The following is a 12,230-nucleotide window of genomic DNA, read 5'->3' on the forward strand; positions in this document are numbered from 1 at the left end:
TTCGGCGGACTTTACGACACCGGGATAGGGTCGTTTGTATGTATGCGATCACCATCCGTGAGCCCGGGGATCCCGACGTTCTCGAATGGACCGAAGTGCCTGATCCCACCGCGGGTGAAGGCGAAGTGGTCATCGACGTCGCCGCGAGCGCGGTCAACCGGGCTGACCTGCTGCAACGCCAGGGTCACTACCCTCCCCCGCCGGGTGCCAGCGAAATTCTCGGCCTCGAATGTTCGGGCACGATCGCCGAAATCGGCGAAGGCGTCGAAGGATGGCGAATCGGGGACGAGGTTTGTGCTTTGCTCGCCGGTGGCGGCTATGGGCAAAAGGTCGCCGTCCCGGCCGGACAACTGCTTCCGCTTCCCGCCGAAGTCGAATTGCTCGCGGCCGCCGGGCTGCCCGAAGTCGCGTGCACGGTTTGGGCGAACGTGGTGATGCACGCCCGGTTGTCCGAGGGCGAGGTCTTGCTCGTCCACGGTGGCGCCGGCGGGATCGGCACGCACGCGATCCAGGTCGCCAAGGCGCTCGGCGCGACGGTCGCCGTGACCGCCGGGTCGGAGGAGCGGCTGGAGAGCTGCCGTCAGCTCGGCGCCGACATCGCGATCAACTACAAGGAGCAGGACTTCGTCGAGGTCTTGCGCGCCGAGACCGGCGGCGCGAACGTCATCCTCGACAACATGGGCGCGAAGTACCTCGACCGCAACGTCGACGCGCTGACCATGGACGGCAGGCTGGTGATCATCGGCATGCAGGGCGGGGTCAAGGGCGAGCTCGACATCGGCAAGCTGCTGGGCAAACGTTGCAGCCTGTACGGCGCGGGCCTGCGGGCGCGGCCGTTGGCGCAGAAGGCGGCGATCGTCGCCGACGTCCGCGAACGGTTGTGGCCGCTGGTGGAGCAGGGTTCGGTGAAGCCGATCGTCGGACAGGTCCTCCCGATGGCCGAAGCGGCGTCCGCGCACCGCGCGCTCGAAGACGGCACGGTATTCGGCAAGGTTCTGCTCGCCGCCAAGAGTTAGCGGATCTCTTCCAGCACCCGGACGAGCTGATTGACCTCGAAGACGTTCGAGTAGTGCGCGAGGCCGATCCGCACGGCGCCGCCGACTTCGGCGGCGCCCAGCGAGCCGAAGACGCCGCTGGTGCCGTCGTCGGCGAACGCGCAGAGCCCTTGGGACGCCAGGTACTCCGCGACCTCGGGCGCCTTCTTGCCCGCGACGGCGAACGCCAGCGCGGGGATCCGGCGCATGGCGTCGCCGATGACCATGACGTGCCGCAGCGAACGCAGCTCCGTGGACAGCTGCGCCAGAAGTCCCGCGTGGTACGACTTCGCCGACCCCAGCGACGTCACCAGCCGCTCGCGCCGCGAGCCCATCGCGGCGTCGTCCAGACCGGCCAGATAGTCGATCGACGCGATCAAGCCCGCCAGCAACGGATACGCGTGCGGCCCGAGCTCCATCCTGGCCGGGCCGCGCGCGGCCGGGTCGAGCGAGACCGACGGCAGTCGTTCGAGCAGTTCGGGGTCGCGGAAGACCAGTGCCCCCACCGACGGCCCGCCCCAGGCCTGCGCCGAAACCACCATCACGTCGGCGCCGAGCGCGTTGAGGTCCAGCGGCACGAACGGCGCCGCGTACGTCGCGTCGACGACGACCAGCGCACCGACACGCTTGGCGAACTCGATCACCGTCGGGACGTCGGGCCGGGTGCCGACCGAACCGGACGCCAGGGTGACCGCGACGACCTTGGTGCGCGCGGAGACGAGGTTTTCGTACTGCCACGCGGGCAGCTCGCAGGTCTCGATGTCGATCTCGCCCCAGCGCACGACCGCGCCGACGCGTTTGGCGGCGCGGCGCCACGGCGCGAGGTTGGCCTCTTCGTCGAGCCGGGAGACGACGACCTCGTCGCCGATCGTCCAGCGGTCGGCCATCGCGTCGACGAGACGGCGGATGAGGTCGGGCGCGTTGGGCCCGAGCACGACTCCGGCCGGGTCGGCGCCGACGAGGTCGGCGACCGCCCGGCGAGCGGCCGTGACAATGCTTTCCGCGCGCTGGGAGGCCGGAAACGCTCCGCCCGGTCCGGACACCGGAGCGCGCATGGCCGTGGATACGGCCGAAGCGACCTGTTCAGGCACGAGCATTCCGGCGGCGCCGTCGAAGTGAATCCAGCCGTCACCCAGCGCGGGAAACAACCCACGGATACGAGCGACGTCGAACGCCATGGGGACACCGTACGGACGTGCGGTTTGGCGTTTTACCCGGGGTTGGGTGCCCGACCACGGGGTGCGACGATTCCCGCTACGCTCGGAGACGACGCCGAAAACCGCGCTGCGCTTTGTGCCCGACGTAAGCCAGGATGGAGCACATGACCGACCCAGTTTCCCGCGAATCGAACTCCCCCGGTGACAGCGGCGGAGACTCCTCACCCCACGTGGTGGTCGTCGGTCCCGACGGCACTCCGGTCGGCACCGCGCGCCTCGCCTCCTCCGGAGAGCAGGGCGAGGGCGGTGGCGAGGAGTCGGTCGGCGACCTCATCGAAGAACCCGCCAAGGTGATGCGGATCGGCACGATGATCAAGCAGCTGCTGGAGGAGGTCCGCGCCGCACCGCTGGACGACGCCAGCCGCACGCGGGTGCGCGAGATCCACCAGACCTCGATCCGCGAGCTGGAGCAGGCTCTGGCACCGGAGCTGCAGGACGAGCTGGAGCGGCTGGTCCGGCCCTTCACCGAGGATTCGACGCCGTCGGACGCCGAACTGCGGATCGCGCAGGCTCAGCTGGTCGGCTGGCTGGAAGGGCTGTTCAGCGGCATTCAGACCGCGCTGTTCGCGCAGCAGATGGCCGCGCGGGTGCAGCTGGAGCAGATGCGCCGCGGGCTCCCGGCCGGGCCTTCCGCCGGCGGCGCCCTGGGCGGACCCGGTCCCGGCGAGTCACACGGGCCGGGTCAGTACCTCTGAGGTGTCACCGGACCGCTGACACCTCACCAGCGCGCAATGAAGGGGCCTTTCATAGCAAATTTTGCGATGAAAGGCCCCTTCATTGCGGCCGGGGCTAGCGCAGCGGGCCGAAGAAGGCGCGCAGGTCCCCGATGAGCAGGTCCGGCACCTCCAGCCCCGGGAAGTGACCGCCGCGGTCCAGAGTGGACCAGTGCACGATGTTGTCGGTCCGCTCGGCGAGCCGCCGGATCGGGAGGCCGGTGTCCTTCTGGAACACGGCGACCCCGGTGGGCACAGTGGACCTCGGCGGCTCCTCGCCCCATGCGCCGCCCAGCGCGGCGTAGATCCGCGACGACGAGTTCGCGGTGCCGGTGAGCCAGTAGAGCATCACGTTGGTCAGCAGATCGTCGCGGTCGATCGCGTCTTCGGGAACGTCACGTGAGTCCGAATAGGACTTGAACTTTTCCACCAGCCAGCCGAGCTGCCCGGCCGGCGAGTCGGTGAGCCCGTAGGCAAGCGTTTGCGGCTTGGTCCCCTGGATCATCGCGTAACCCAGCTCGCCGTACTGGAACTCCCGCCCGCGCGCCAGCGCGGCCTCACCCCGCGCGCGTTCGCCGCCGGTGAGTCCTTCGAGATCGGCTTCCGTTTCCGGCACCGCGCTCGGCAGCATCGTCAGATGGGCGCCGATCACCCGTTCCGGGGACCGGACGCCGACTTGACGCGACACGATCGCGCCCCAGTCGCCGCCGTGCAGCCCGAAGCGCTCGTAGCCGAGCCGCGACATCAGTACCGGCCACGCGTCGGCGATCCGGTCAGGGCCCCAGTTCGCCTCGGTCGTCGGTCCGGAGAACCCGAACCCCGGCAGCGAGGGCACGACGACGTGGAACGCGTCTTCGGGGTCGCCGCCGTACGCGCGTGGATCGGACAGCGGCCCGATGACGTCGAGGAATTCCACAATGGACCCCGGCCAGCCGTGCGTGAGCACGAGCGGCGTCGCGTCCGGCTCCGGTGACCGCGCGTGCAGGAAGTGGACGTTCGCGCCGTCGATGTTCGTCATGAAGCCGGGGAAGCCGTTGAGGCGCTCTTCGTGCGTCCGCCAGTCGTAGCGGAGCCGCCAGTACTCGGCGAGGTCCTGGAGGTACCCGAGCGGTGTACCGAGACCCCAGCCCACCCCGTCGAGCTGATCGGGCCAGCGGGTGTTCGCCAGGCGGGCGGCGAGATCGTCGAGGTCTCGCCGCGGGACCGCGATCTCGAACGGCGTGATGTCTTCGGTCATGAAGCCGACGTTAGGGAGGATCGAGGACGGTTACGGTCCTCAACCTCGGATGATGCGAGACCAGCGCCGACGTCGTGGGGGCGCCTCCGGGGGTTCTTCCGCAGGCGCTTCGGGCTCCGGCTCGGGGCGGATCACGGGGGCGTAAACGGACTTCGCCAGCTCCACCTTCGCTCTCTTGAAGTTCGCGAGCACCTCGGGGGCGTAACCGCCCGCCTTCGGCCGATCCGGCACCTGGTTCAGGTCTTCCAGCAGGGTCCAGTTGGAACCGAGCGCGGCCAAGGAACGGTGTTTCGTCGCGTAGTAGTCGGGGCGGATCGACACCGCGACCCCCGATGCCCCCGCGGCCGACGCCAGCATGTGCAGGTGGAACCTGGTGGAGATCCAGGTCTGGTGGGGCGCGACCGGGAGCCCGTGGGTCCAGATGTGCGAAAACGGATAAAAGCGGGCGCCGGGCAGCTCTCGCTCGAAAAGCGCGAACACCTCACGGTCGACGCGAGGGACCCCTTCGACGACGCCGACCTTCTCCGGCGGGATCTTCCACGAGCGCAGCATCGAGAGCACCGTGCCCGCCAGCTTGCCGATCCCCACCTCGACGAGGTCGGACTGGAGGCAGAGCATGACCTCGGGCAGGTCTTCGGCGGCCTCGTAGAGGTGCGGGCCGATGCCGATGAAGGCGTCGTCGAGCCCCACCGGGACGTCCAGCAGCTCCGCCGAGGCGTCGTCACGGACTTCGACGATCTCGAACCGGTCGGCCAGCGCGCGCAGCAACGGCGCGACGTCGTCGCAGGCGGGCAGCAGGCCTTGACCCGTCATGGCCGCGCGGCCACCGGACCGTTCGACGGCCGCGGCGGCACCTGCCAAGAGACCGATCTGCTTCGGCCAGAGCTTGTTGATGTAGCCACCGCCGACGACATGGATGACGTCCACCTCGGCCAGCAGCTCGATGCCATGGTGCAGCCTCGGCATCATCCCCGGGTTGTGGACGGCCTCCCGGACCCACGCGGCGGCTTGCCAAGGATCCTCGGAAGCGACCTCCCAGCAGAGCCGCCAGAGGGTGTCGGTGAACTTCGCGCGCGGGTGCAGGCCGTCGAGCAGCACGGCCGCCGGGCCGGGCGAGTGGGTGTCCACCCACACGTCCGCGTCCGGGGCCACTTCAGCCAGATGCCGGAGCCAGCTCGCGGCGATGAGCTCGTCACCGTAATTGGGGTGACCGACCGGCGCGACGAGGTAATACAACGCGCGCCGGGCAGGCTCCGGGACCGGAGCCGTACTGTCGGGGACCGGCATTCGTGCATCGTAACGCCGCACCCGCCGTTACCAGAGCCGGACGGGTCCCGGGCTCAGACCGGGGCGGCCCAGGCACCATCGGCTCCATCGGTACCCTCGTTCCCGTGCATGCCACCAGCACGGTTCACGCCGCCGACGGTGCTGCGCCGACCTCGGTTCCGCCGATTTCGGACAGCAAGACCTTTTCGCGCGCGTTCGCCGACATCAAGACCGGTTTCGCCGCCAAAGAGCTGTGGGGACACCTCGGCTGGCAGGACATCAAGCAGCGCTATCGCCGCTCGGTGATCGGCCCGTTCTGGATCACCATCAGCCAGGGTGTCATCGCACTCGGCCTCGGACTCCTGTACTCACAGTTGTTCCACATGCCGACGGCGACGTTCCTGCCCTACATCAGCACCGGCTTCATCATCTGGGGCTTCATCAGCGGCTGCCTGTCCGAGGGCATGGAGACCTTCATCTCCAACGAGGGGCTGATCAAACAGCTCCCCGCGCCACTTTCGGTCTACGTACTGCGAACGGTGTGGCGCCAGACCCTGATGCTGGTGCACAACCTGATCGTCTACGTCATCGTCATCGCGATCTTCTTCACCTCGCTCAACCACCAGTACACGCTGAACAGCGGCGTCTGCGAGCCGAACTTCTCCGGGATCTGCCACCCGGGCATCGGCTGGTACTCGCTCACCGCGATCCCCGGCTTCTTCATGCTCGCACTGAACGCCGGCTGGGTGACCCTGCTGCTGGGCATCATCTCGACGCGGTACCGCGACATCCCGCAGGTGATCAACTCGATCATCCAGCTGCTCTTCTACATGACGCCGATCGTGTGGCCGATCGACCAGCTGATGGCGGGTGGCTTCCGGGCCGCCACCTCGTGGGCGCTGCCCTTTGTCTACGGCAACCCGTTGTTCCATTTCATCCAGATCGTGCGCGCACCGATGATCGGACAGGCCGTCAGCCCCTACAGCTGGGTCGTCGTCGGTGGCATCACCATCGTCGGCTGGGGTCTCGCCCTGGTCGCGATGCGCAATTACCGTTCCCGCGTCTCTTATTGGGTGTGACAGATGGTCAGCATTGATGTGCACAACGCCTACGTCGACTTCCCGATCTTCGACGCGAAGACCCGTTCCCTCAAGAAACGGGTGCTGGGCAAGGTCGGCGGCAAGATCGGCACCGAGAGCAAGGTGCCGATCATCGAAGCCCTCCACGACGTGACGCTCTCGTTGAAACAAGGCGACCGCGTCGGCCTGGTCGGCCACAACGGCGCCGGGAAGTCGACCCTGCTGCGACTGCTGTCCGGGATCTACGAGCCCACGCGCGGCTCGGCGAGGATTTCCGGCAAGATCGCGCCGGTCTTCGACCTCGGCATCGGCATGGACCCGGAGATCTCCGGGCTGGAGAACATCATCGTCCGCGGTCTGTTCCTCGGGATGACCGCGAAACAGATGGAAGCACGCGTCGACGACATCGCGGAATTCACCGAACTCGGCGACTACCTCCAGATGCCGCTCCGGACGTACTCGACCGGTATGCGCGTCCGGCTGGCGCTGGGCGTGGTCACGTCGATCGACCCGGAGATCCTGATCCTCGACGAGGGCATCGGCGCGGTCGACGCGGCGTTCCTCACCAAGGCGAAGGATCGGCTGAAGGACCTCGTGAAGCGGTCGGGCATCCTGGTGTTCGCCAGCCACTCGGACGAGTTCCTCTTCGAACTCTGCGATTCCGCCATCTGGATGGACGAGGGGCACGTCAAGCAGCGCGGTTCGCTGCGCGAGGTGCTCACCGGCTACAAGGGGCGCGACCCGTTCGAGAACATGAGCCAGGAGACGCTGGAGCGGTTCGGCGTCGAACCCGAGCCGATGGCCACGACGAACGGCGGTCAAGGATGACCAGCGAGACCCGGCAGTTGCCCGAAGGCGCCGTCGTCGGCGTCGTCGTCACGCGCCATCGGCGGGAGCTGCTCGCGGAATCGCTGAAGGTCATCGCCACCCAGACCCGGCCGGTCGACCACCTGGTCGTGGTCGACAACGGGCCGGACCAGTCGGCGCGCGAAATCGTCGAGAACTACCCGCTTCCCTTCACCTACCTGCCTTCGCACCGCAACCTCGGTGGCGCGGGCGGGTTCGCGCTCGGCATGCTGCACGCGCTGTCGCTGGGCGCGGACTGGATCTGGCTGGCCGACGACGACGGCCGTCCCGCCGACGAGAACGTCCTCGCGATCCTGTTGGAAGAGGCCGAGAAACGGGATCTGGCCGAGATCTCCCCGGTGGTCACGAACATCGACTCACCGGAGAAACTCGCGTTCCCGTTGCGGCGCGGGCTGACCTGGAAGCGTTCGTCTTCGGAACTGGGCGTCGACTTCCTGCCCGGCATCGCTTCGCTGATGAACGGCGCGTTGTTCCGCGCGTCCACTTTGGACGTCGTCGGCGTGCCGGATCTGCGGCTGTTCTTCCGCGGCGACGAGGTCGAACTGCACCGGCGCCTGGTGCGCTCGGGGCTGCCGTTCGGCACCTCGCTCAAGACCGCGTACCTGCACCCGGACGGCTCGGACGAGTTCAAGCCGATGCTCGGCGGCCGGTTCCACGCGCAGGACCCGGAAAACGAGGTCAAGCGCTACTACACCTACCGCAACCGCGGGTACCTGCTCTCGCAGCCGGGCATGCGCAAGATCGGCGCGCTCGAAGTGGCGCGGTTCGGGCTGTACTTCATCGGTGTGAAGCGGGATCCGAAGGCGTTCCTGCAGTGGCTCAAGCTGGTGCGGCAGGGCCGCAAGGAGAAGTTCTTCCGCTACTGAGGCGGGCCCCACTTGCCATGAAAGGTCCTTTCCTTGCAAATTCTGCAAGGAAAGGACCTTTCATGGCATTTTCGTCGTGAGCCGCCCTACTCGCCGATGACCGGCGGTGCGGTGCGCATGTCGGTCCCGAAGACCTCGTCCGGGTCGCCCTCGACGAGGTACGTCGGACGCTGGTGCTCGGTGTCCTCGTCCCCCTCGGCGTTCTGACCGCGGCCGGCCATGCCGCCGCCCATACCCGGGCCGCCACGGCCGCCGGCGCCACCGCCGAGACCGCCCATACCGCGACCGGCCGCCGCTTCGGCCGCGCCGACCCCACCCGGACGGGCCGCGCCGGACGCGGAACCCGAACCGGGCGTGGAGCTCGCGCCGCTACCGGGGCCGAACCCGCTGCCGCCACCGCCGCGGCCGGTCCGGCTGTTGTGGTCGGAGTCACCCATACCGCCGCCCATCATGGGCGACATCGGCATGGGACTCATCGGCATCGCGTTCATGTTGTTGTTGGGCCCGGGCGTGCTGATCGGCTGCGGGGTGTTCTGGAAACCCGAAGGCGTCGTGCCCGAGGGAATGCTGCCGGACCCCGTGGTGGACCCGGGGCCGGGGATGTGGCTCGTGCCCGGCGGGATGACGGCGCCCCCGCCCCCAGTGCCGCCGCCTCCGCCACCACCGCCGCCTCCGTTACCGGGCGGGATGTAGGTGTTGCCGGGCGGGGTGGAGCCTGGCGGGTTCGACCCGGGAGGCAGCCGGTAGATGTCGCTCCGGTCGCCCGTCCCCTCACCGCCGCCGGTGCCGAACTTCGGCGGCTCGGCGAACACGGGCTGCTTCGACGCGGCCTCGTACAAGGACTTGTCGTACTCGTGCATGGCGGAGGCGGCCTGAGTGTGTGCCTCCTGGCTGTCCTGCTGCTTCTGGATGGACTTGTCGATGTTCTCGCCGAGGTTGAACGGGTTCGACGTCATCCAGCCGCCGACCTCGTCCTTCCAGCTGAACGGGATCGGCTCGGGCATCACGTTCTTCACGTTGGAAGCCGCGGTGCCCTGGTCGTAGATGGTCTCGGACGCGAGCTTCGCGTTCTGCGAGTTCGCCTCGGACCACTTGCTGAGGCTCTGGAAATAGCCCTTCGCGTTGGCGGCCGCCTCGCCGTCCCAGGTGCCCTGCGACGCGTTGACCGCTTGGGTCATCGTGTTCGCGAAACTTTCGAAAGCCTTGTGGATGTCGTGGTAGGCGGTGGAAACCTGGGTGACCTGCTCGACGTTCAAGTCGCTGCTGACGAACTGCTTGAGCTTCTCGTGGTCGTAGCCCTGGTAATCCGCGTTCGACGGCTCCAGCCCCTCGACGTACTGGACCTCGCCGTTCTTGGTCAGCTGATCGACGTTCTTGTCGCCGACCTCCTGCGCCTGCTGCTGCGCCTGTCCGGTGGCGATGAACTGCTTGACGGCGCCGAAGAGCCAGCCGTCACTCGGGTCGACGCCTTCGTTCGCCTTCTGCTGGAAATAGGCGTCACGTGCCGCGGGCGAAAGGTCGGCGACCTGCTTCTCGCTCAGGTTCGGTGTCTTGGTCATCCCTGATTCCCCTTAGCTCTTCGGAAGCTTCGGTGCGACGATGTCCGCGACCTTCTCCGCGATCCCGCAGGCCTTCTCGGGATCGGTCGACACCGTGACGACGTCCACCCGTGCGGTGGCGCCCGCTTCGAGCGCCATCAGGCAGTTCGTCGGCGGCGTCGGGACCAGGACCGCCTTGCGGCCCTGGACGTTGCCGTTGGTCTTGCCGTTGCCGGCGTCGTTGACGCTGTCGAGCCCCTGCGAGTCACGGACACCGACACTGACGCTCAGCGATTCCTCACTGGCGGTGGCCTTGTCCTTCGTGAGGGTGCAGGTGCGGGCTCCGCCGTCTTCACCGGTCTCCGGCGCCTTGAAGGTCCCGTACGAAGACAGGTCGGCCGCGCTGACGAGCGAGCAGGGGTCCAGCGACGCGGTGTTCCCGCCGCCGGTGGACGGCGGCGCGGCGGACGACGCCGGCTGCCCCGGCGCCGAGGTCGGCGCGGCGGTGGGTGTGCCGGGCTTCTCGCTGGAGCAGGCGGCGAGTACCAGTGCGGCCGCGACGAGCGGCAAGGCGTAAAACTTCTTCATCGTCCTCAAGCCTGGATCTTCTTGGTGGCTTCGACCGCGCGATCTTCGACGCCCTTGTACAGCCCGGCCGCCCTGGCCAGCGCCTCGTCGGCGTCCTTGACCACCTTGGCGAACTGTTCGAGCACCACGGCGGCGGAGCCTGCCGACTCGGAGGCGCCCTTCTGGTCGTGCGCCGCCACGGCCTTGCCGTACGGGTGCCCGCCCAGCTTCGGCGCTTGCGAAAGGTGCACCGTCTTCGCCTTGAGCGTGTCGAGGTGCTCGGACATGTCCGCCAGCGCCTTGCGCAGGGGTTCCACGCCCTTCTCGGTGATCGTGAAGCCGCCGTTCTTGGCGGCGGAGACCAACTTCTGGGTCTCGGCGCTGACCTTGGCGACCGCCGCCTCGTTCAGGCCGCCCTTTTCGACGTAGTTGGCCGCCGCCCCCACCGCGGCCCCCAGGTCACGGATCGCGTAGTTCGGTGCCGCCTGTCCGCCGTCCGCTTCGAAAGCCATCGCCCGCCCCACTGCATCGTCTTCCAGCCCGTGCGTACCGCCCGGCAGTCTACTAGCCGGGCACTCAGCGCAACGGTGATTCTCCGATCACCGAAGACCGCTCCGGCAAGTGTGACGAAACGGGCGTCGCCCTGGTTCCGGCTCGTTCAGAACTGGCCTTCGAGCTGGGCGTACAGCTGCTGCGCGATCCTCGCGTTGTCGGCGGGAGCGTAGGTCAGCCAGCTTTGCCCGTCGGCCGCCTGGCGCGAGGTCATCATGAATCGGCCCGCTTCGGTGTCGAACCACGCCAGCGGGGGGAACACCTGGCCACCGCGGATGAACACGCTGAACTGGCCTACCCGCGTCTTCGGTTTCTCGAAGATCCGTTCCACCTGCCGCTGCTGCGGGTTCGACCCGTGGGAACGGGGGCCGCTGACACCGGCGAAGGGGTCGTAGGCGTCGTCGTTGCGAGAGCGCTTCGGCGTGCTCGCCGGCTTCGCGATGGTGACGGACTGGCCGGGACCGGGCGGCGTGAGCGGCAGCAGGTCGACGATCGACGCGACGATCGCGGTCGGCCTGGTCACCTCGAACACGAGCAGGTTTTCGTCCTGGCGCGCGAGGACCGCGAACTGGCCGTTCGTCGCCGCCCTCGCGAACAGCTGCTTGTCCTTGTCCATCTGCGCGACCGCCCACACGGCGAGCTGCGGTTGGACGAACGTGGCGAGCGCGAGTTCCACGTCGGCGTCGAGCCTGCCGCCGCGCATCAGGCCGCGGCCCTCGAGATCGCGGAAGACGGCCTCGCGCACCATCGCGCGCTGGTCGGTCGTGGTGCCGATGTGCGGGACATCGAACGGAACCGGAGCCGGTCCGAGCCTGCCGTGTTCGAGCAGGATGTCCACCGCCGCCAGCGACAGCGAGAACGAATGCGGCATCGCCTTTTCCCCCCGCGGGTGTCTTGTTCGTCGGGATGAACGTAGTCCACTCACCCGGTACGCCCGCAGCGAACCCGCTTGCCCGGCCGTGATCACGGCTGGTGCGATGGGTTCATGGCAGACCAGAAACCCGCGCTCGTACTTCATCTCGTCGCCGGTGGGGAGCCACTGCTCTTCGCCCTCACGACGGACGAAACCGAACGGCTGACCAAGGACCTTTCGCATTTCGTCCGCACGGGTTCGGTGCAGACGGTCAAGACGAAGGACGACTCCGAAGTGGCGATCAACTTCTCCCACGTCGCCGCGGCCTACATCGACGACCTGAACCGCAAGACGCGGGTCTTCGGTCTCCACTAGGTGCCGCCGGATGTCATGAGGGGTCCCCATCGGACGAATCTCGTCCGATGGGGACCCCTCATGACA

Annotated in this window: 13 protein-coding genes; 6 read left to right on the top strand and 7 right to left on the bottom strand. The window is 68.0% G+C overall.

The genetic code is table 11. The annotated features are described in order from the left end of the window. The first annotated feature begins 38 nt into the window (after positions 1-38). Complete coding sequence (locus ACZ54P_RS00495; RefSeq protein WP_465459435.1) at positions 39-1,016, top strand: NAD(P)H-quinone oxidoreductase; 978 nt, start codon at positions 39-41, stop codon at positions 1,014-1,016. Here the strand turns inward: ACZ54P_RS00495 and ACZ54P_RS00500 are convergent. After that, complete coding sequence (locus tag ACZ54P_RS00500; RefSeq protein ID WP_465459436.1) at positions 1,013-2,212, bottom strand: cysteine desulfurase-like protein; 1,200 nt, start codon at positions 2,210-2,212, stop codon at positions 1,013-1,015. The genes ACZ54P_RS00495 and ACZ54P_RS00500 overlap by 4 nt on opposite strands. A 134-nt stretch (positions 2,213-2,346) precedes the next feature. Between ACZ54P_RS00500 and ACZ54P_RS00505 the strand changes: the two genes are divergently transcribed. Beyond that, entirely contained in the window at positions 2,347-2,946 is a 600-nt protein-coding gene (locus tag ACZ54P_RS00505; protein WP_465459437.1) for a bacterial proteasome activator family protein, read from the top strand. 94 nt (positions 2,947-3,040) lie between these two features. On the opposite strand, the gene ACZ54P_RS00510 is transcribed toward ACZ54P_RS00505, so the two are convergent. Together ACZ54P_RS00510 and ACZ54P_RS00515 are read right to left on the bottom strand one after the other, a co-directional pair. Further along, the gene (locus tag ACZ54P_RS00510) at positions 3,041-4,201 is read right to left on the bottom strand and encodes an epoxide hydrolase family protein (protein ID WP_465459438.1); all 1,161 of its coding nucleotides are present in this window, start codon (positions 4,199-4,201) and stop codon (positions 3,041-3,043) included. Positions 4,202-4,240: 39 nt separating this feature from the next. Then, on the bottom strand, positions 4,241-5,488 hold the full coding sequence (locus ACZ54P_RS00515; RefSeq protein WP_465459439.1) for a polysaccharide pyruvyl transferase family protein: 1,248 nt from the start codon (positions 5,486-5,488) through the stop codon (positions 4,241-4,243). Between the two features lie 104 nt (positions 5,489-5,592). Here ACZ54P_RS00515 and wzm point away from each other — a divergent pair, with 104 nt between their 5' ends. From wzm to glfT1, 3 genes are read left to right on the top strand one after another with little or no spacing between them, the layout of a single operon-like run. Then, positions 5,593-6,546: a galactan export ABC transporter permease subunit Wzm/RfbD gene (wzm, locus tag ACZ54P_RS00520; protein ID WP_465459440.1), complete on the top strand. Its 954-nt coding sequence runs from the start codon at positions 5,593-5,595 to the stop codon at positions 6,544-6,546. Positions 6,547-6,549: 3 nt separating this feature from the next. After that, on the top strand, positions 6,550-7,374 hold the full coding sequence (gene wzt, locus ACZ54P_RS00525) for a galactan export ABC transporter ATP-binding subunit Wzt/RfbE (protein ID WP_465459441.1): 825 nt from the start codon (positions 6,550-6,552) through the stop codon (positions 7,372-7,374). Beyond that, positions 7,371-8,279: a galactofuranosyltransferase GlfT1 gene (glfT1, locus tag ACZ54P_RS00530; RefSeq protein WP_465459442.1), complete on the top strand. Its 909-nt coding sequence runs from the start codon at positions 7,371-7,373 to the stop codon at positions 8,277-8,279. Before wzt ends, glfT1 begins: the two co-directional genes overlap by 4 nt. 86 nt (positions 8,280-8,365) lie before the next feature. Here the strand turns inward: glfT1 and ACZ54P_RS00535 are convergent, their stop codons facing one another. The 4 genes from ACZ54P_RS00535 to ACZ54P_RS00550 all read right to left on the bottom strand — a co-directional run bounded on the left by ACZ54P_RS00535 (position 8,366) and on the right by ACZ54P_RS00550 (position 11,807). Then, positions 8,366-9,838, bottom strand: a complete 1,473-nt coding sequence (locus ACZ54P_RS00535; RefSeq protein WP_465459443.1) for a WXG100 family type VII secretion target — start codon at positions 9,836-9,838, stop codon at positions 8,366-8,368. Positions 9,839-9,850: 12 nt separating this feature from the next. Next, positions 9,851-10,405 carry a DUF3558 domain-containing protein gene (locus ACZ54P_RS00540; RefSeq protein WP_465459444.1) on the bottom strand — a complete coding sequence of 185 codons (555 nt, stop codon included), beginning with the start codon at positions 10,403-10,405 and terminating at the stop codon, positions 9,851-9,853. 5 nt (positions 10,406-10,410) lie between these two features. Continuing rightward, a complete protein-coding gene (locus tag ACZ54P_RS00545) occupies positions 10,411-10,896 on the bottom strand; it encodes a hypothetical protein (protein ID WP_465459445.1) in 486 nt (161 codons plus the stop codon). 146 nt (positions 10,897-11,042) lie between these two features. After that, positions 11,043-11,807, bottom strand: coding sequence for an ESX secretion-associated protein EspG (locus tag ACZ54P_RS00550; protein WP_465459446.1), 765 nt, complete (start codon positions 11,805-11,807; stop codon positions 11,043-11,045). Positions 11,808-11,921: 114 nt separating this feature from the next. Between ACZ54P_RS00550 and ACZ54P_RS00555 the strand changes: the two genes are divergently transcribed. Next, entirely contained in the window at positions 11,922-12,164 is a 243-nt protein-coding gene (locus tag ACZ54P_RS00555) for a hypothetical protein (RefSeq protein ID WP_465459447.1), read from the top strand. Positions 12,165-12,230: the final 66 nt, after the last annotated feature.

This window comes from Amycolatopsis sp. NPDC034160 (assembly GCF_055575355.1).

What these genes read in the sequence shown, in the direction of transcription:
- glfT1 (WP_465459442.1), top strand. Translation starts at nt 7,371, where the DNA reads ATGACCAGCGAGACCCGGCAGTTGCCCGAAGGCGCCGTCGTCGGCGTC.
- ACZ54P_RS00555 (WP_465459447.1), top strand. Translation starts at nt 11,922, where the DNA reads ATGGCAGACCAGAAACCCGCGCTCGTACTTCATCTCGTCGCCGGTGGG.
- ACZ54P_RS00545 (WP_465459445.1), bottom strand. Translation starts at nt 10,896, where the DNA reads ATGGCTTTCGAAGCGGACGGCGGACAGGCGGCACCGAACTACGCGATC.
- ACZ54P_RS00495 (WP_465459435.1), top strand. Translation starts at nt 39, where the DNA reads ATGTATGCGATCACCATCCGTGAGCCCGGGGATCCCGACGTTCTCGAA.
- wzt (WP_465459441.1), top strand. Translation starts at nt 6,550, where the DNA reads ATGGTCAGCATTGATGTGCACAACGCCTACGTCGACTTCCCGATCTTC.
- ACZ54P_RS00510 (WP_465459438.1), bottom strand. Translation starts at nt 4,201, where the DNA reads ATGACCGAAGACATCACGCCGTTCGAGATCGCGGTCCCGCGGCGAGAC.
- ACZ54P_RS00500 (WP_465459436.1), bottom strand. Translation starts at nt 2,212, where the DNA reads ATGGCGTTCGACGTCGCTCGTATCCGTGGGTTGTTTCCCGCGCTGGGT.
- ACZ54P_RS00515 (WP_465459439.1), bottom strand. Translation starts at nt 5,488, where the DNA reads ATGCCGGTCCCCGACAGTACGGCTCCGGTCCCGGAGCCTGCCCGGCGC.
- ACZ54P_RS00550 (WP_465459446.1), bottom strand. Translation starts at nt 11,807, where the DNA reads ATGCCGCATTCGTTCTCGCTGTCGCTGGCGGCGGTGGACATCCTGCTC.
- ACZ54P_RS00505 (WP_465459437.1), top strand. Translation starts at nt 2,347, where the DNA reads ATGGAGCACATGACCGACCCAGTTTCCCGCGAATCGAACTCCCCCGGT.
- ACZ54P_RS00540 (WP_465459444.1), bottom strand. Translation starts at nt 10,405, where the DNA reads ATGAAGAAGTTTTACGCCTTGCCGCTCGTCGCGGCCGCACTGGTACTC.
- ACZ54P_RS00535 (WP_465459443.1), bottom strand. Translation starts at nt 9,838, where the DNA reads ATGACCAAGACACCGAACCTGAGCGAGAAGCAGGTCGCCGACCTTTCG.